The sequence below is a fragment of the Desulfococcus sp. genome, from assembly GCF_050178255.1.
In the GTDB taxonomy this organism is placed as follows: Bacteria; Desulfobacterota; Desulfobacteria; order Desulfobacterales; family Desulfococcaceae; genus Desulfococcus; species Desulfococcus multivorans.
Genome location: NZ_JBFXGG010000002.1, coordinates 81,917 through 101,835, shown reverse-complemented (window position 1 = coordinate 101,835; position 19,919 = coordinate 81,917). Strand labels below are relative to the sequence as shown.

Sequence of the window (19,919 nt, the reverse complement as noted above, 5' to 3'; positions counted from 1 at the left end):
TCATTCAATCATTGGAAAATACGTCGGCAACTGGACGACGATTCAGAAAATCAACCTGGTGAGATTGGATAACGTGCGCGTAAAATTCAGCAATATGAACATAATTCTGCTTCAAAAAGGGGGGTGATATGCTTTCGGGGGGTAAGCATACTGCCCCCTTTTTTTGTGTGTTTTCCACTAAAACCAATTCGTGAGAACATCCAGAGGAGGTACAACATTGGCTTTTGAATTTTTCAAAGAATCTTATTCCGGAGCTGTAAGGAAGGTTACGCTGGGACAAGGCGACAAGGCTGTCACCGTCGGCGGCCAGACATGCTACCCGTTTTATCAGTTCGAAGGCGAGATGCCCAACAAGCCCAAGATCGCCATGGAGGTCTGGGACATGAGACCCACGGACTGGGCGGAGTCGGCACTCAAACCTTTCGAGGATGTCCTCGACGACCCGGCGGCCTGGGCGAAAAAGTGCGTTGACACCTACGGAGCGGAGATGATCGCCCTTCAGCTCAGAAGCACCGACCCCAACGACAAGGACGCGAGCCCGGCCGATGCCGCCGCGACGGTCAAAAAGGTTCTGGCCGCCGTCGACGTTCCCGTAATCGTCTGGGGAACCGCAAGCCCCAAGAAGGACGAAGAGGTCCTCAAGAAAATCGCCGAGGACTGCCAGGGCAAAAACCTGATCATCGGACCGGTGGAGGACAAGAACCACAAGGGCATCGGCGCCGCGGCCATGGGCTTCGGCCACACCGTCATCTCGTCTTCACCCATCGACGTCAATATCGCCAAACAGATCAACATCCTCCTTGAAAACCTGGGCATGCCCATGGACCGCGTGATCGTGGACCCCACCACCGGCGGCCTCGGATACGGCATGGAATACAGCTACTCCGTCATGGAGCGCCTGAGAATGGCGGCCATGAACCAGGGCGACGACAAACTCCAGTACCCCGTCATCAACAACCTGGGCTTTGAAATCTGGAAATCCAAGGAAGCCAAGCTCAAGGCTGATGAAGCCCCCACCCTGGGCGACCCGGAACGCCGCGGCATCCTCATGGAGGCCGTAGGCGCCGTGAGCTATCTTCTGGCCGGCTCCGACATTCTGATCATGCGCCACCCTGAATCCGTCCGCCTGGTCAAGGCCTTCATCGATCTCGGCATCGCCGGCGGATCGGCCAAGACGGTCGCTCCCATCGAAAAGAAACTGCCGGCCGCGGAGATCGACCTGGCGGCCCTGGCCCCCGCGCCGGATCTGACGATCACCGAAGAGAAAAAGGCGGAGCCCGCTAAAAAAGCCGCTCCCAAGGCGGCCGAAGCCCCCAAGGAAGCACCCAAGCCCGCCGCCCCGGCAGCCGCCGCCCCCGCGGCACCCGAAGCCGCAAAACCGGCGCCCGCTCCGGCAGCAGCAGCGGCACCCGCGGTAGATCCGGCCGTCCAGGCCAAACTCGAGGCCGAGGCCAAGGCTAAAGCCGAAGCTGAAGCCAAGGCCAAACTCGAGGCCGAGGCCAAGGCCAAAGCCGATGCCGATGCCAAGGCCAAGGCCGATGCCGAAGCCAAGGCCAAGGCCGATGCCGAAGCCAAGGCCAAAGCCGATGCCGATGCCAGGGCGGCCGAAGTGGCCAAACGGGAATCCGAGGAGAACGCCATCCGTCAGGCCAGAGCCGGGGAGCGCGAGGAGCGTTTGAAGAAGATGGCGGAAGAGCGCGCCGGCAAGGTTGCGGCAGGGGCCGGGATGACCCCCGCGGGAATCCAGAAGAGCGAACTGGACAAACTGGTCGAAAAGATTCAATGGGTCAACGGAAGACTTTATTAGCCCAAACCACTCCCTTCAGTTGTTTGCAAACTGCGAGAGATAGAGATTAATGACGAGGAGGAACCTCAATGGCAGTCGTTAAAAAAGATGAAAAGGCAAAAGTAGCCAATCCCCAGGATGCGACGATTGACGTCGCAAGTCAAATCATGATCAAACGCGCCCAGGACCTGGGTATCGACACCTGCTTCGACCGAAACGTCACCCTGAAACCCTGTAGTATCGGCAACCAGGGCACCTGCTGCAAGAACTGCAGCATGGGCCCCTGCCGCCTGCCGCTGCCCAAAGACTACGACGAAGCCAACGACACCCGGAAAGGCATCTGCGGCGCCACGGCCAACACCATCGCCGCCAGAAACTTCATCCGCATGGTCGCCGGCGGCGCCGCGGCCCACTCCGACCACGGCCGAAGCGTGGCCGAGGTCTTCCTGTCGGCGGCTCGGAAGGAGACCGACGCCTACCAGATCAAAGACGTGCGGAAGCTCCTGGAGATCGCACCCTTCCTGGGCGTCGCCACGACAGTGGAAAAAGACGGGGCTGTCCTGGACCGGGATATTGACGAGATCGCCCTTGAGGTCGGCGAGAAGGCGATGGAGGAATGGGGCAAGGCCGAAGGTGAGCTGCAATACCTCAAGCGGGCGCCCAAGGCGCGCTACGAGCTCTGGAAAAAACAGGGCGTACTGCCGCGAAACATCGACCGCGAGATCGTCGAGATCATGCACCGGACCCACATGGGCGTCGACCAGGACTACAAGAACCTCATGAAGCAAGGGGTTCGCGCGTCCATCGCCGACGGGTGGGGCGGCTCCATGCTGGCCACCGACCTCCAGGACGTCCTTTTCGGGACCCCCTATCCCCTGGCCTCCGAAGCCAACCTGGGCGTTCTCAAGGAGGACCACGTCAATCTCGTGATTCACGGACATGAGCCGGTCCTCTCCGAGATGATCGTGGCGGTTGCGCAGAAACCCGAGATCGTGGCATACGCCAAGTCCAAGGGCGCCAAGGGCATTCAGCTGTCGGGCATCTGCTGCACCGCCAACGAGATCCTCCAGCGCCACGGCGTGCCGCTCTGCGGGACCTTCCTCCAGCAGGAGCTCGCCATCATCACCGGCGCCGTCGACGCCATGGTGGTGGATATTCAATGTATCATGCAGAATATCGCCAACGTGGCCAACTGCTTCCACACCAAGCTGATCACGACCCACCCCATCGCCAAGATGGAGCAGGACAACGCGATTCACATCGAATTCGACGAGCACCACGCCGTCGAGGATGCCGAGAAGATCGTGCGCATGGCCATCGACAACTTCGCCAACCGCGGCGCCGAGGTCATGATTCCCCGCCAGAAATCCCCCATCGTTGCGGGTTTCGGCGTTGAATCCATCGAGTACCACCTGGGCGGCTCATTCCGCGGCACTTACTATACCCTGAACGACAACATCATCAACGGCCGCATCCGGGGCATCGCCGGCGTCGTGGGCTGCAACAACGCCCGGGTCAAGCACAACGAGGGCCACATCGCCGTCGTCAAGGAGCTCATCAAGAACGACGTGATCGTTCTTTCCACCGGGTGCAACGCCATCGCCTGCGCCATGGAAGGGCTGCTCACGCCGGAATCGGCCAAGGTCTTCTGCGGCCCCGGCCTGGCCGAGGTCTGTGAAACCGTGGGTATCCCACCGGTCCTTCACTTGGGCTCCTGCGTCGACAACAGCCGGATCCTCCTGGCGGCCACCGAGGTGGTCAAGGCAGGCGGTCTGGGCAACGACATCAGCGACCTGCCGGTTGCCGGCAGCGCCCCCGAGTGGATGAGCGAGAAGGCCATCAGCATCGGCCAGTACGTCGTGGCCTCCGGCATCTACACCGTGTTCGGCGCGGTCTTCCCGACGGCCGGCGCGCCGGTCTTCCAGCGGTATCTCTTCGAGGAGATGGAAAAGATGTACGGCGGCATGTGGGATTTCGAAGCCGACCCGATCAAGCACGCGTGGAAGATGATCAACCACATCGACGCCAAGCGCAAGGCCCTGGGCATCGACCAGGCCCGCGAGCGCGTCATGATGGACTTCGCCGATCGTCAGGCCCTGGACGCCTGACAGGCGCCCCAAGCCATGATCGACGGTTCCATAATTGTTACAAATTATTACAACACACCTAAATCCTCAACGAAGGAGGAAAGTATATGTCAAGACTAGTTGCTTTCGCCGGTATTCAAGGCGGTTACAACATCGTTTCCAAGGTCGAGGGCCGTTACAACAGAGCTCTGGAATCCTTTGACGCCACCACCAAGGTCGGATTCCCCAACACGGCGTATTACCTGCCGGTCATCTACTCCCTTCTGGGCCTCAAGGTCGAAACCCTCGAGGACATGAAGAAGCCCCTGGACGTCATCCGGAAGCTCCTGCCCCCCCATATCAAGGGGAGCAACCACCTGCCCTACCTCGGGCCCCTTCTGGACGCCGGCATGGCCGCCATCTTCGCCTTCGAGCTCGACGAAGCCCTCAACTACCTCGAAAAACCGGATTTCTACTATGTTTCCGAGGAAACCGACGTCGAGAACGGGAAAATCTGGCTGGGTGCGGCGGAGGATACCATCTTCCGTAAACGCGGCGTCGAGTTCGTCGACGGCTCCGCCCCCGGGTTCGCCGCCATCGTCGGCGCGGCCCCGTCCCCGGAGATCGCCAAGACCATCATCGAGGAGTATCAGAAACGCTCCATCTACGTCTTTCTGGCGGCCAATCAGAACGGGACTTCCTGCGCCCAACAGCTGATCGAGGCCGGCGTGGACATCGGCTGGCACACCAAGATCGTCCCCTTCGGGCCTGAAATCTCTTCGGCGGTCTTCGCCCTGGGCTTCGCCAACCGCGTCGCCATGGCCTTCGGCGGCGTTCCGGCCGGGGACTACAAGAAGATCCTCATGTACAACAAGAACCGCGTCTTCGCCTTCGTCAACGCCCTGGGCGACGTCAACGCGGAGTGGGCCGCCGCGGCGGCCGGTGCCGTCAACTGGGGCTTCCCCACCATCGCCGACACCGACATCCCCCAGATCCTGCCCACGGGTATCTGTACCTACGAGCATGTCGTCGGCAACATCGCGCATGACGACATCGTGGAGAAGTCCATCGAGACCCGCGGCCTCAAGGTCACGATCGCCCAGATCGACATCCCCTGCTCCTTCGGCCCCGCCTACGAGGGCGAGCGGGTCCGCGGCAAGGACCTCTTTGTCCAGGCCGGCGGCGGCAAGACCCAGTGCACGGAGTACCTGGAACTGGCCGACATGAAGGAGATCGACGACGGCAAGGTCACGGTCATCGGCCCGGACATCCCCGACATGAAGCGCGGCGACGTCTTTCCGCTGGGCATCTTCGTCCAGGTGGGCGGACGCGAATTCCAGAAGGATTTCGAACCGATCCTGGAACGCCAGACCCATCACCTGATCAACTATATCCAGGGCGTCATGCACGCCGGCCAGCGCGACATCGCCTGGGTCCGCATCAGCGACGCTGCCGTGGATAAGGGTTTTACCCTGAAAGACCTGGGCGTGGTGCTCCACGCCAAGCTCCACCAGGATTTCTCGGCCATTCTCGACAAGATCCAGATCATCATCTACACCAAGAAGGAGGATGTGGACAAGCTGACGGCCAAGGCTCGTGCCGCCTACAAGTATCGGGACGAACGCGTCGACAAGATGACCGACGACGACGTGGATACCTTTTACTCCTGTACCCTCTGCCAGTCCTTCGCCCCCAACCACGTCTGCAGCGTCAGCCCCGAGCGGACGGGCCTCTGCGGCGCCTACAACTGGATGGACTGCAAGGCGGCCTACCAGATCAACCCCACCGGACCCAACCAGCCCATCGAAAAGGGCGAATGCCTCGATCCCAAGCTGGGCCAGTGGAAAGGCGTCAACGACTTCGTGTCCAAGGCCTCCCGCGGCGCGGTCACCCACTATAACTTCTACTCCCTGGTCCACGACCCCATGACCACCTGCGGCTGCTGCGAGGCCATCGCCGCCCTGCTGCCCGGCTGCAACGGCGTCATGACCGTCAACCGGGAATACACCGGCGAGACGCCCTGCGGCATGAAGTTCACGACCCTGGCCGGCGTCATGGGCGGCGGCGCGTCCTCCCCGGGGTTCGTCGGCCACTCCAAGTACAACATTACCCAGCGGAAGTTCATCGTGGGCGACGGCGGGCTGCTCCGGATGGTCTGGATGCCCAAGAGCCTGAAGGAAGAAATCCGTGAGCGGCTGCTCAAACGGGGCGCGGAGATGGGTTGTCCGGACCTCATCGACCGGATCGCCGACGAGACCGTCGGTGTCACCGAGGAGGAGATCATGCCCTTCCTCAAGGAGAAGAAGCATCCGGCCCTGGATATGGAGCCGATCGTCGGGTAAGGGCCTTTAGACGAGATCGAGGAGCGGGATGCGGAATCCCGCTCCTTTACCAAGACACCGATTCGGGCGCCGGCCCCCCGCCGGATGCCCGATAGCGAATAAGGAGATCATTTTATGGCTTTAACCGGTATTCAGATTTTTAAACTCCTGCCCAAAACCAACTGCAAGGAATGTGGGGTTCCCACATGTCTTGCATTCGCCATGAACCTGGCATCCGGGAAGGCTGAACTGGACCAGTGCCCATACGTATCCGACGAAGCCAGAGAGAAGCTCGCCGAGGCTTCCGCACCGCCGATCCTCCCCGTGGAGATCGGCAAGGGCGTGCGCAAGGTCACCGTCGGCGGTGAAACCGTCCTCTACCGCCACGAAAAAACATTTTTCAACGCCTGCGCCTACGCCGCCGTTGTGGGCTCCGATATCCCCGACGCCGATCTCGAGACCAAGCTCAAGGCATGGAACGCCCTGCAGTACGAACGGGTGGGTCTCAACCTGAGACCCGAGCTGGTGGCCGTGAACGACGTGAACGGCGACGCCGCCGCCTTCGCCAAGGTTGCCAAGACCGTGGCCGAAACCTCCGAGTTCAACGTGATCCTGATGACCGAGAAGACCGACGTCATGAAAGCCGGCATCGAGGCCTGCGGGTTCAAGAATCCCCTCATGTGCGCTGCAACGTCGGCCAACATCGATGAATGGGGCGCTCTGGCCAAGGAGAACAACCTGCCCATCGTTGTCAGGGCCGAATCGGTGGAAGCCCTCCAGGACCTGACCGACAAGCTGGTGGGCATGGGCCACAAGAAGATCATCCTGGATCCGGGTTCCCGCGAGATCAAGCAGGCTCTGGAGGATCAGGTGGCCATCCGGCGCTCCGCCCTCAAGAACGCGAACCGAAAGCTGGGCTTCCCCACCATCACCTTCCCCTGCGCCATGGCGGACAACCTGGAGATGGAGACCTTGATCAGCGCCATGTTCACGGCCAAATACGGCGCCGTCAACGTCATGTCCGACTTCGCCGGCGAAAGCATCTTCCCGCTGCTTCTGGAACGCCTCAACATTTACACCGACCCGCAGCGGCCCATGACGGTCACCGAGGGCATCTATCCCATCAACAACCCCGACGAGAATTCCCCGATCCTGATCACCACCAACTTCGCCCTCACCTACTTCATCGTTTCCGGTGAGATCGAAGGCAGCAAGGTGCCGTGCTGGCTGCTGATCAAGGACTCCGAGGGACTCTCCGTACTGACGGCCTGGGCCGCAGGCAAATTCTCCGGAGACGATGTCGGCATGTTCGTCAAGAAATCGGGCATCATGGACAAGGCCAAGACCACCGAGCTGGTCATCCCCGGGTACGCCGCGGCCATCGCAGGCGACGTGGAGGAGGAACTGCCCGGGTGGAAAATCACCGTAGGCCCCAGGGAAGCCGCCCACATTCCGGCCTTCCTGAAGGAGAAGACCAAGTAAATCATCCACGAAAAATGCCGGACATCCCCCCCGGGCTTATCTGCGGGGGGAGCCGCTTCGGCATTTTTTTATTGCATTTGTCCGCGGCTTGATAATATCTGTTCAATACCGTCGGCTGCCCCGGACGGCGCTTCCAGTTTCAGGCGTCGTATCTTTCTTTCGGGTTCCTTCGAAAGCAACTCCGTCAGGGCGGGCCGATCGGTTGCAGTCAACCTTTTGGGTTAACTATTTTTCCGGGTAGGAGGATTTTTCATGGCGAAATTAAAAGATGCGTTGCGGCCGTTGAACGACGGTGAATTCTGGGTTATCGGAGAAAGCTTGAACGTGATCGGAAAAGAGATCGGCAAGGCGTTCAAGGAGCGGGACCCCAAGCCCATTCAGAAGGAAGCCCTGGTTCAGAAGGAAAAAGGGGTGGACCTGATCGACATCAACCTCGGACCGGCCAAGAAGGACGGTCACGAACTGATGCCCTGGGTCGTTGAAACGGTTCAGGAGGTGGTGGACGACGTTCCTCTGGTGCTCGACACCTCCAACATCGAAGCCATCCGGGCTGCCCTGCCGAAGTGCAAGATGCCCCCCATGATCAACTCCATCATGGTGCGGCCGGCGCGCTACGAGGCAATGATTCCCATGGCCGCCGAGTTCGGCGCCGACTTCTGCGCCCTCATGTGGGGACCCGAAGGTCTGCCCCGCGACGAGAACGAGCGGGCCGCCCTTCTGGTGGAACTCATGACCGTGGCCAACGAGGCCGGAATTGAGAACGACCAGATGTGGGTCGACGGCATCGTGACGCCGGTGAACATCCAGCAACCCCAGGCCATCTCCCTCATGAACTTCATGGACATGCTCCCCGAGATCATGCCGGGCGCCATGAGCACCTGCGGCGTCTCCAACATCTCCAGCGGGGTTCCGGACAATCTGCGCCATGTCCTGAACATCACCTTTACCGTGATGCTCTACCATCACGGCATGAAGTCCTTCATCGCCGACTGCAAGGACGACATCACCATGGACCTGGCCCACGGCAAACGTCCGGACATCATGAAAGCCATCAAGGACACCATGGACGGCAACCCGCCGGATATGAGCAGCCTTTCCCAGGAACTTCAGCATTACGTGAAGTCGACCAACGTCATTCTCGGAAAAACGTTGTTTTCCGACTCCTGGCTGGAAGTCTGATTTCCGCACGATTTCAACGAAGCCTCTCCCTTCGGGGCGAGGCTTTTTTTTCTGGAAGGAACCTGGTTTTATGGCACGAATGGATGATTATCTCAATGCGAGGAAAATCGCCGTCGATACGCTTGCGGCACAGCCCTTTGAAGCGATCAAGGGGCGCTCCGGCCTGGAATCCCCGGCTGAAAACGAACTCAGGATCCCTTTTCTGAATCGGGTCTACCGGGTCACATACCCCGAGTTCCGGTTCGAGGACGCAACCGGCGACGGCGCGGAGATTCCGGTTCAGGAACAGGTTCTGATCCTCCACTACCTGACCGGGGGGAGCACCGCCGTCACGGAGGAGTTCATCGCTTACCGGGAGATCGAGGGTGCGGCCTTTTATTTTTCCTCCTTCGTGAAACGGGCCGTCGATCCCCTTAAAAAGGTTTTCGGCCGCAGCGCCGACAGTCTGGGGAAACCCGCGTCGATTCTGGGCGGCACCCCCATCAAGGCGGGCGATGCCGGATTCGAGTTTCATGTCCTGCCGCACATCCCTGTCCAGCTGATTCTGTGGGAGGGCGACGAGGAGTTCGAACCTGAAGCCAACATCCTCTTCAGGGAAAACATCGCGGACTTCCTTTCACCCGAAGACGTCGCCTGGTATGCCGGAATGCTGGTCTACCGACTGATTTCCCTGTTTTATCAACACCAATGATGAAAAGTCCTCTGCCCACGATATCATCCCAGGACCTATCGGCGAGGAGGTTGCGTTGATCCGATCCCAGGCTCTCGAGGTCAATCTGGCCAGCTATCACGTCGAGGTCGAAATCGACCCGCGTTACACCGTCCTCCAGGAGGTCATGGCCAAATATTACGGCCTGATGGAGGGGATGAACACCTTTCTGAAGGAGCTTTCCCACCCCCGACGGAACCTCCAGTTTATCGTGGACGAGGCCCGGGGGTATGCCCTCAAGTATTTTTATCTGCTCAAAACGCATCCCGAAGGCCCCAGAGCAGCGTCCCTCTACGTCGATATCTTTCTCGACGCCATTCACTCCACTGCGGATCCGGAGGTTTTGAGGGATGCCATCGACAACCTTCTCCTCTTTATCCAGAAAACCGCCAAGGACGCCGGATCCGATCACATCGAACGGTTCATGCCGGTGCTGGACGACGCCTTCCGGCGCATTCGGGCCCTCGACGACGCCGCCTTTTTCCTCTTCGTCACCAGCTATTACCCCATGGAAAAAATCGGAGAGGAGCTGATCCTCCACACCAAGGAGATCGCGCTGGATCTGAAGGAGCTCAACGCCCTTCTCTTCAAGTATTTCCAGTTCACCTATGCGTATTGGCTGGGCATCGAAGATCCCATGGAATGGTTCGAGAAGCAGGTGAAACAGGTGACGGATCGGGATCGGCTCATGGATATTTTCGAGACCGTCTCCCACCGGCAGATCGAGGCACTGAAGGTCGAGCTGGACGGCATCGGCCACATCGACGTTGACGCGGCCGTCGACAAGCAGCTCTATCAGCTCAGTCAGCTTTTGACCCTGCCCGGCTACAGTCATTTTACGGACGTCTATCGGGAGATCCCCCAGAAACTGCTCCATTCCGGCAGGGATCAGAGCCAGGGAAATCGCAGAAAGGTCATTTTCCTCTTTCACATCATGAACATCGCCGGCCTCGCCCTCATCCACGAGGAGGCCCTCAGGGACATCAACCGGACCCTCGGCTGGCTCATCGGCAATGAAAAATACACCTATATCGAAAAGCTGATCAAAGACACCTTTTCGATCCTGAAGGCCCGCACCCGCGAGTTTCCCCAGACGGCGCTCTCCTGCATCCTCAACATGGGCAAGGGGCTTTACAAGACCGATGAGCTCGACCTGGTCAAATCCTTCATCAATCACGTCAGCGAACTGGGATTCCAGGCGCCCATGATCCGGGGGGTCGGCAACGACTGGCAGATTCGGGTCAACCCAGCGCACATCCAGAATATCCGGACCTGGCTGGAGCTCATCGAGCTGAACCCCAAATGGTCGACCCGCCTCCTGTCGGATCTTATCATCCACCTCTCGCTCACCGGGGTTTTCATCAAGGACACGGACCTCTTTCCCCGGGACATCACCGGCCTGCTCAACAGCGATATCGGTCCCGTCTACAACCTGGTAAAGCAGCTGGCCCGGCTCTTTCCCGTCTATTTCAACGACATCGGCGCCGAAGGGGCGCTCCGGGACATATCCACCAATATCGATGAGATCGCCCACCGGAAAGACCCCCTCATCCATTTTCTCAGAAAACAGGCCCACGTGGAGAGCAGCAACCGGGTGGTTTCCTTCATCGAGGCGACGCTCCGTTTCTGGCTGACCCTGGACAAGCGCCACATCGAGCCTTTCGTGCCCCCCAGCATCTTCGAACAAATCGACGCCCACGGCCGCCATGTCCGGGATCTCCACAAGATCCTGACCCACCTGCGGGAGAAGGGCCTCCATCTGCCCGAGGATCTGCTTTCCCGGGGCAAAACAGACCTGGACCGGCTTCTGGCGGATCTGCCGCCGGTTCCGGAACATGAGCTGGAGCGAATGACCCTGGCGATCCATTTCTATCAGCTCCTCCACCGAAAATACTCCCTCATCCTGGCGCCGGAGGCCTGCGAAGACCTCAACAACTACCTCTCCCAGCTGAGATCGGACGGATTCCCCGGCGTGGACCGTCTGAACACAATGCTCCGTGAGGATGACATCTCCGGAAAACTGCACGGACTGCTGGGCTACCTCGAAGAGCTCAAGGCGCTCATTCTGTCGAAGGAGACTTACGAAATCCGGGAGGACATCTACAAAAAGCGCCACATCACGGTGGATATCCCCTCCATGTACGGCAGCTATCACGAAATGAAGTTCAATGCCCTGGGACTGACCTTTCGGGTGGAATCCGTGGTCAATGTCTGTTTCGAGGAGGTTGTCGACCAAATCGACCTGAGTCTCATCACCAAGGAGACCTTCTACCAGATTTACGGCCTGCTGAAGCTTTTCGACCGGGCGCTGAAGCTGGACGGCATCTCCTCGGTGGAATTTCAGAGCCAGATGGAGCTGCTGAAACACTCGCTCGAAACCCGCGGGTTCACCTTCACCCAGTATCTCGATATCTTCAAGGGATTCGCCCGATCGGTGTCCAATGTCATCAACGATTATTTCAACAATATTCATGAGTACAATCTCAATCGTATCATTGCCCGGATGTCGCGAAACGAAATTCTGGACAAATACCGCATCCCCGACGGCGACGGCGACCCGGAAAAACTTCAGCATTGGATCTCCGAGATTTTTCTCAGGGAAAAAATCGCCCTCTCCCTGGGGATCCAGCAGCTCGACCTCTTTTTGAGCCGAATCCTCACCACCCTGTTTCACCAGTCCTACAAGCTGCCGGACAGCAAGCTGAGGCTTCTGCTCAACTACAACCCCCAACGGGCCATGACGCCTATCCGCAACCCTAAAAAATCGGCCGAGGGCATCATCCACCTGGGGAACAAGGGGAACAACCTCGTCAAGCTCAATCAGCTCGGTTTCCAGACGCCCCCCGGGTTCATCATCACCACGGAGGTCTTTCGGAGTCGGGACGTCATCGAGTCCTATCCCCCCGCCGGACAGAATTTCAAGGACCAGGTCGCCCGGCACATTCAGCTTCTCGAAGAACAGACGGGCAAACGTTTTGGAGACCCGGAGAACCCCCTCCTCTGTTCCGTGAGAAGCGGCTCATCCATCTCCCAGCCGGGCATGATGGACACCTTTCTGAACGTGGGCATCAACGAGGAGATCGCCGACGGCATCGCCCGGCAGACGGGCAACACCTGGTTTGCCTGGGACAATTACCGGCGCTTTCTTCAATGCTACGGCATGGCCTTCGATCTCAAGAGAAACGACTTCGACGAGATCATGCGGCTGTTCAAAAAGGCGAAAGAGATCGCCGTGAAGCGGGGCTTTACCGGGGACCAGATGCGGGAGTTGGCCCTGGCCTACCAGAAACGGATCACCGCAGCGGGGATCACCATCATCGAAGACCCTTTCGAGCAGCTCCTCCTGACCATCAACAAGGTGCTCAACTCGTGGGAGTCGGCCAAAGCCAAGACCTACCGGAAGATCATCGGCATCTCGGACGACTGGGGTACCGCCGTCACGGTACAGGCCATGGTCTACGGAAACCTCTCCCCCGCCTCCGGCTCGGGGGTCTTCTTCACCCACAACCCCAAATGGAGCGAGGACAATCTCCGACTGTGGGGGGATTTCACCATAGGCAACCAGGGGGAGGACGTGGTCGCGGGGCTGGTGACAACGTTGCCGATCTCCATCATCCAGCAGGAGAACGAGATGCGGGACACCGACATCACCCTGGAGACCCACTTTCCTGAAATCTACCAGGCGCTCAAGGGGTGGGCCAACCAGTTGATCTACCACAACGGCTGGAGTCCCCAGGAAATCGAGTTCACCTTCGAAAGCCCCCGCAAGGCAGACCTTTATATTCTCCAAAGCCGGAACATGTCGATCCGGGAGCGCAAGAAAGTCTTCACCTTCGATCTCGAGGACGCCGGGGACGAACGGGTCTTTCTGGGCAGCGGCATCGGGGTCAGCGGCGGGGCGATGAGCGGCCGCGCCGTCTTCAGCCTGGAAGAGATCGACCGGTGGCGCACCGTCGAGCCCGAGACCCAGCTCATCCTCATCCGCGGGGATACGGTGCCCGACGACATCCAGGAAATCAACGCTGCCGACGGCCTCATGACCGCCAGGGGGGGCGTCACCTCCCACGCGGCAGTGGTCGCCCACCGGCTTGGCAAGACCTGCGTGGTCGGGTGCGTCAATCTGGTCTGCAACGAAGCCGAACGGAACGGTCTTTTCGGCGACGTCCTCATCACCTCCGGGGACTTCGTCAGCATCGACGGTCAGGAAGGTCTGGTCTATAAAGGCTTCATGAAGATCAAGGAAGCATAGCAGAATAAACTCCAATCTCGATACCCTTAAATTCGGAAAGGAGACAAATGGATAGCACGTCATCAAAGCTGGGCATCAACGGACTGGGCAGAATCGGCAAACTCACCCTGTGGCACCATATCGCCCGAAAACATTTCGACGAGCTGGTGGTCAACCTCGGACGGTCGGTGGGGAAATCCATGGCGGATATCGCCCACTATGTGGAGCGGGACTCCACCTACGGCTTTCTCGCCAATTACCTTCGGGGGTACGCAGGGGGGTCGGTCATCCAGGAAATCGACGACGCGAATCAGACCCTTGTCATCGACGGCATCCGGGTTCGGTTTCTGTTGGAAAACCGCAATCCCCAGGCCATCGACTGGCAAGCGCACGACGTCCGGCTGGTGGTCGACACCACCGGTCAGTTTCTGGATCCCACCCTTCCGGGGGACCACGCCAAGGGATCCGTCCGGGGCCATCTGGAGTCCGGCGCCGAAAAGGTCGTCGTATCGGCGCCGTTCAAGATCAAGGATCAGGGACGGGAGATGCCGACGGACGCGGTGACCACCGTGATGGGCGTCAATGATCACGATTACGACCCCCGCCGGCACCGGATCATCTCCAATGCTTCGTGCACCACCACGTGTCTCGCCCACATGATGAAGCCCCTGATCAACATGTTCGGGCCGAGAAAGATCCTCTCGGCGTCCATGGCCACGATCCATGCGGCCACGGGCTCCCAGCAGGTGCTCGACCGGTTGCCCAAGGCGGGCGCCGGAGACCTGCGGAAAAACCGGAGCATCATGAACAACATCATTCTCACCTCGACGGGGGCCGCCAAGGCATTGCGCCTGGTCATCCCGGAGATGGAGGAGATCGGCTTCATTGCGGAGTCGGTTCGGATTCCCACCAGCTCGGGCTCTCTGGTCATCCTGGTCGTCAATTTCCAGGAGGAGCCTGAAGGGGAACCCATCCGACGGGAGACCATCAACGACGTCTATCGCCAGGCCGCCCTCCAGGATCCCCACCAATACCTCCATTTTTCGGAACAGCAGAACGTTTCCGGCGACATCATCGGAGCGCCCAGGGCCGCCGCCGTCATCGAGGGTCATGAAACCCACACCCGGACCGCCGAGGTCACTATGGACCTGAGCCGCATCCCAGGGATAGCGCCGGGGGCGCGGGAGCTGCTGAAGGAGACCGTTGTAAGGATCCCCATCACCCAGGCCGTCATCTACGGCTGGTACGACAACGAGATGGGAAGCTACGTCAATATGCTGGGCGATCGGACGGTCACCGTCGCCGAGAGCATGTAAGACATTTCCTCAACTCAACTTTCGACTTTCACAGGCCGCTTTCCGGTCAACATCATGAAAGTCGAAAGTTGAGTCATCCCGATGACGGTAACATTGGATCGCGGTCACCTGACAGGGGCTTTCACCTGTATGCCGCTGCTTCTCAATAACCGCAAGGTCAGGCTGACAATCAGGTATCCGCAAGATGATGGTGAGGATTAACGAGGCATATTTCCAAGCGTTCGGCTCAGGGCCACGAACTCCGCCACCGTGAGCGTCTCCGCCCGGCGGGCCGGGTCGATGCCGGCCGCCGTCAGGGCCTGTTCGGCCGACGCCGCCGGGATGTGGAGTTCGCTCCCGGCAAGGGCGTTGCGGAGGGTCTTGCGCCGCTGCCCGAAGGCCGCCTTGACCACCCGGAACAGGAAGGCCTCGTCCGGCGCCGGGTGCACCGGGGTTTCCCGGAACCGGATCTCGATGACCTCGGAGTCGATCTTGGGCTTGGGGAAAAAGCGGTCGGCGCCAACGGTCAAAAGAGACCGAACCTCGGCGCAGTATGCCAGCATGACCGAGAGCCGCCCGTAATCCCGCCCGCCGGGTTTGGCCATGAAGCGTCGGGCCAGTTCCTTCTGGAACATCAGCACCGCCCGGTCGATCCACCGCCGCGCTTCGATGAGACGGACCACGATCTGGGAGGAGATGTGATAGGGCAGGTTGCCGATGACCACGAGGGGACGGTCGATGCCCGCATCCCGGACGAAATTCCCCAGATCGAGCCGGAGGATGTCCGCTGTGATGACCGTGACGTTATCACACTTGTGCAGCAGAAGCTCCGTCCCAAGAAGATCGACGAGCCGACGGTCCGTCTCCACCGCATAAACATGCCCGGCAGCGCCTGCCACAGGCACCGTGAGGGCACCCAGTCCGGCACCGATCTCGAGGACGACGTCCCCGGCCGATATACCGGCCCGGTTGACGATGGCCCGCGGTATGGCGGGGTTTGTCAGAAAATTCTGGCCCAGCTGCTTTTTGGGCAGCATCTTCCATGCTTTGAGTAGGGTCACCGGTGATGTCATCGTTTGTGAATATCACGAAATCCACCGTTTTTCAACACGGCGATCCGGTCGCCGCCATGAAAGCGTGAAGGCTGAAGGGGGCGGCTGCGACAGACGGAAGGGCTTGTCTCCGTTCCGCCCGGAGTTGAATGATTTCGAGCCGTCGTCTTGCATTGTGTTGACTTTTTTCTAGTTTTGAAGTAATTGCCTTCAGAAATTTCAATGTCTAACTTCAGCACAAAAGGTGATGAAAAGCCCTCGATCGGGCCGGGACTCCGACCTTGCGGGCAATTCACTATCGCGGCTCGACCGAAGTCTCCATGAGAGTTTCGGCTCTGCCGGTTATCCTTCGGAGGATCCGGGAAGGATCATCGATGTCGACCCGAAAGAAGAAAAACGTCAATCTCAACGCGCTGGTCAGGATGTTCCTGCGGGAGTACAACATTCCGACCAAAAAGGACGTCGATCGATTGATGGCCAGGATCGACCGTCTCGAGCAGCTCATCAAGCTCGACATGGAAAGCAGTCGCCCCAAAAGGCCTCAACCCAAAGTCGGCAGCGGGAAAGCCGCCTCCGACGAGGTCCTGGCGGTCATCCAGGATTTCCAGAACGGCATCCAGTTCGCCAAAATCAAGAATATCACGGGATTCGAGGAAAAAAAGCTCCGAAATATCATCTACCGTCTTCACCGAATGGGAAAGATCGAACGGATCAACCGCGGCACCTACATCGCATCCCGGGAATGACGCGTCCGCCACCGCCCATTCCCTGGGAAGCGGACGAACCCTTCATCAAAAAACATAAGGAACATCCATGAACGCTTCAGCGGAATTTCAACATCCCAACCTGAGGGTGGAAGACCGCCTCGGCGACTATCGCGTCCGTCGCGTGGCAGAGCTCGAGGAGATCGGCGCGCGCTATATCGAGCTGGAGCACGTGCCCACCGGGGCACGACATGCCCACATCAGCCGGGACGACAATGAGAACGCCTTCAGCGTCGCCTTCAAGACCGTCCCCACGGACTCGACGGGGGTCGCCCACATCCTGGAACACACCACCCTTTGCGGCTCCCGCAAGTTCCCGGTGAGGGACCCTTTCTTTTCCATGATCAAGCGAAGCCTCAACACCTTCATGAACGCCTTCACCGCATCCGACTGGACCATGTATCCCTTCTGCACCCAGAATCGGAAGGATTTTTACAATCTCATGGACGTCTACCTGGATGCGACCTTTTATCCCGAGCTCTCGGAGCTCAACTTCAAGCAGGAGGGGCATCGCCTGGAGCTGGAGGACGGCCGGCTGGTTTACAAGGGCGTGGTCTACAACGAGATGAAGGGGGCCATGTCCTCTCCGGACCAGGTGATGGTGCGGTCCATGTTGAAAGCCCTTTATCCGGATACGACCTACAGCCACAACTCCGGGGGCGACCCCGAGGTCATCCCCCGGCTGACCCACGCCCAACTCAAGGCCTTTCACCAGCGTCATTACCACCCCAGCAACGCTTTTTTCTACACTTACGGGAGCCTTCCCCTGACGGATCACCTCGACATCATTCAGAAAAAGGTGCTGAATCATTTCACCCGCATCGATCCCGACACCGAAGTCCCCCCCCAGCCGCGCTGGAGCGCCCCCAGAAAGGCGGCTGATCCCTATCCCATCGACCCCAACGAGGCGCCCGAAAAAAAATATCAGGTCAGCATCGCATGGCTCACGGCGGATATCCAATCCGCCTATGACGTCCTGGTCCTCTCGCTCATGGGTGAAATCCTTCTGGGCAATGCCGCATCCCCACTCAGAAAGGCGCTCATCGATTCCGGCCTCGGTTCGTCTCTGGCCGACGGCACAGGCTTCGACGCCGATAACCGGGACACCCTCTTCGCCTGCGGCCTCAAGGACGTCAAAGGCACGGATGCCGACGTCATCGAGAAAATTGTTTTCGATACCCTGGGCGACCTGGTCCAAAAGGGTATCGACACGGCGCTGGTCGATGCGGCGATCCACCAGCTTGAATTCCACCGCAAGGAGATCACCAACACGCCCTATCCGTACGGACTCAAGCTGTTCCTGGCGTTTTCCGGCCCCTGGTTCCACGGCGGAAATCCCGTCAGAAGTCTGAGATTTGATGAGGATCTCTCCCGTCTGAAGGCCGCGCTTTCCGTGGAAAGCGTTTTCGAGAACTACATCCGGCGCTTCCTGATCGACAACCCCCACCGGATCCGCTTCACCCTGGTGCCCGACCCGAAAATGGCCGGGGAGACGGAGATCCGGACGGCGGCCGAACTGGAACGGATTCAGAAAGGCCTCTCACCGGCCGAGATCGCCCGTATCAAGGCCGACCAGGAGGCCCTGAAGGCCCTCCAGGAGGCTGAGGAGAACCTTTCCGTACTGCCGACCCTGGAGATCGAGGACATCCCGCCGTCCATCCACTCCGTCGCATCCGCCGAACCTTACGGACCCGGGCCCGCGACATGGTATGCCCAGTCGACATCGGGCATTTTCTATTTCACGGCGGCCGCAGGGGTCGGAGGACTGCCGGGGAATCTGGTGCCCCTGGTGCCCTTTTTCTGCTACGCCTTTCCGAAGGTCGGCACCGCCCGTCGGGACTACATCCAGCTGGCACGTCTGATAGACCGGTACACCGGCGGTATCGGGCTCGCGGCCCACACCCGGACCCATTACGGCGAAAACCGGCCCTGTATGCCCTTCGTCACCCTGGGCGGGAAGTGCCTCGCTCGCAACCAGGAGCGGTTGTTCGACATCCTGGCCGAGTTGGTCCACGACTTCAATTTCGCGGATCTCGCGCGACTTCGGACCCTCTTTCTGGAATACCGGGCCAATCTGGAGTCGATGATCGTCCGGAACGGCCACATCCTCGCCATCTCCCTGGCTTCCCGGAACTTTTCGGTGTCCCGGGCCCTGAGCGAGGCGTGGCAGGGCGTCCATCAACTCAAGACCGTCAAGGCCCTTACCGAAGATCTTTCGGACGACCACCTCGCCGGGATCTCCGAACAGTTGATCGCCGTCGGACGCCGGATCTTCACCCGCAGCAACATGAAGATTGCGCTGGTGGGGGAGGATGCAGTCCTCCGGGACGCGGCATCACCGCTTTCGGGACTTCTCGGCGGCCTCGGCGCGGGCACGGGGAGCGAATTTGCCGCCCCCCCCGACGTGCTGTCCGGAACAACGGTCCCCCGGGAGGGGTGGAGCACGGGAACCGCCGTCTCCTTCGTGGCACGGAGCTTCGAAACCGCGGCAATGGAACATCCCGACGCGCCCGCTCTGGCCGTCATCGGCAAGATGCTCCGGAGCCTCTACCTCCACAGAGAGATTCGGGAAAAAGGCGGTGCCTACGGCGGATTTTCCATATACAATCCCGAGGACGGCCTCTTCTGCCTGGGCTCCTATCGGGACCCCCACGTGGTCAACACCCTCAAGGTCTACGATCAGGCGGGCCCCTTCATCCGGTCCGGCAAATTCACGGATGAGGACGTCAAGGAGGCCGTCCTCCAGGTCTGCTCGGAGATCGACAAGCCCGATCCGCCGGGGCCGGCGGCCCGGAAGGCATTTTTCCGCCGACTCATCGGCCTCGATGACGACATTCGCCTCGGCTTCAAGACCCGCCTTCTGGCCCTCGACCGGCAACAGATCCAGGCGGCGGCCGAAACCTGGTTCGGCGGTGCCGGACCCCAGGCGACGGTGGTCATCTCCAGCGAGGAGAAGCTGAGGGCGGCCAATGAGGAGATGGGAGACGGCCCCCTCACGCTCCACCGGATATAAGATTCAGTTTTAAGGAATTACAGG

Annotated in this window: 11 protein-coding genes; 10 read left to right on the top strand and 1 reads right to left on the bottom strand. The window is 59.8% G+C overall.

Going from position 1 to position 19,919, the window contains the following annotated elements; all coding sequences use genetic code 11:
- Window positions 1–217 precede the first annotated feature (217 nt).
- The 8 genes from AB7S84_RS01185 (at window position 218) to AB7S84_RS01150 (ending at window position 15,087) form a co-directional block, all read left to right on the top strand.
- Window positions 218–1,807, top strand: coding sequence for an acetyl-CoA decarbonylase/synthase complex subunit delta (locus AB7S84_RS01185; RefSeq protein ID WP_428152763.1), 1,590 nt, complete (start codon window positions 218–220; stop codon window positions 1,805–1,807).
- A 68-nt stretch (window positions 1,808–1,875) separates the two neighbouring features.
- Entirely contained in the window at window positions 1,876–3,894 is a 2,019-nt protein-coding gene (gene cooS / locus AB7S84_RS01180; protein ID WP_428152762.1) for an anaerobic carbon-monoxide dehydrogenase catalytic subunit, read from the top strand.
- Window positions 3,895–3,980: 86 nt separating this feature from the next.
- Window positions 3,981–6,194 carry an acetyl-CoA decarbonylase/synthase complex subunit alpha/beta gene (gene acsB / locus AB7S84_RS01175; protein ID WP_428152761.1) on the top strand — a complete coding sequence of 738 codons (2,214 nt, stop codon included), beginning with the start codon at window positions 3,981–3,983 and terminating at the stop codon, window positions 6,192–6,194.
- A 114-nt stretch (window positions 6,195–6,308) separates the two neighbouring features.
- Entirely contained in the window at window positions 6,309–7,655 is a 1,347-nt protein-coding gene (acsC, locus tag AB7S84_RS01170; RefSeq protein WP_428152760.1) for an acetyl-CoA decarbonylase/synthase complex subunit gamma, read from the top strand.
- 252 nt (window positions 7,656–7,907) lie between these two features.
- Complete coding sequence (locus tag AB7S84_RS01165; protein WP_428152759.1) at window positions 7,908–8,834, top strand: dihydropteroate synthase; 927 nt, start codon at window positions 7,908–7,910, stop codon at window positions 8,832–8,834.
- A 70-nt stretch (window positions 8,835–8,904) separates the two neighbouring features.
- Entirely contained in the window at window positions 8,905–9,525 is a 621-nt protein-coding gene (locus AB7S84_RS01160; RefSeq protein WP_428152758.1) for a DUF3786 domain-containing protein, read from the top strand.
- Window positions 9,526–9,580: 55 nt separating this feature from the next.
- Window positions 9,581–13,792 carry a PEP/pyruvate-binding domain-containing protein gene (locus AB7S84_RS01155; RefSeq protein ID WP_020877675.1) on the top strand — a complete coding sequence of 1,404 codons (4,212 nt, stop codon included), beginning with the start codon at window positions 9,581–9,583 and terminating at the stop codon, window positions 13,790–13,792.
- Window positions 13,793–13,839: 47 nt separating this feature from the next.
- Window positions 13,840–15,087 (top strand): type I glyceraldehyde-3-phosphate dehydrogenase, encoded by a 1,248-nt coding sequence (locus tag AB7S84_RS01150; RefSeq protein WP_020877676.1) that lies wholly within the window; start codon window positions 13,840–13,842, stop codon window positions 15,085–15,087.
- Between the two features lie 197 nt (window positions 15,088–15,284).
- Here AB7S84_RS01150 and rsmA read toward each other — a convergent pair whose 3' ends face one another.
- Window positions 15,285–16,127, bottom strand: coding sequence for a 16S rRNA (adenine(1518)-N(6)/adenine(1519)-N(6))-dimethyltransferase RsmA (rsmA, locus tag AB7S84_RS01145; RefSeq protein WP_234979098.1), 843 nt, complete (start codon window positions 16,125–16,127; stop codon window positions 15,285–15,287).
- 365 nt (window positions 16,128–16,492) lie between these two features.
- On the opposite strand from rsmA, the gene AB7S84_RS01140 reads away from it, so the two are divergent.
- Together AB7S84_RS01140 and AB7S84_RS01135 are read left to right on the top strand one after the other, a co-directional pair.
- Entirely contained in the window at window positions 16,493–16,864 is a 372-nt protein-coding gene (locus tag AB7S84_RS01140) for a hypothetical protein (RefSeq protein WP_428152757.1), read from the top strand.
- Window positions 16,865–16,931: 67 nt separating this feature from the next.
- Window positions 16,932–19,895 (top strand): insulinase family protein, encoded by a 2,964-nt coding sequence (locus AB7S84_RS01135; RefSeq protein WP_428152756.1) that lies wholly within the window; start codon window positions 16,932–16,934, stop codon window positions 19,893–19,895.
- Window positions 19,896–19,919: the final 24 nt, after the last annotated feature.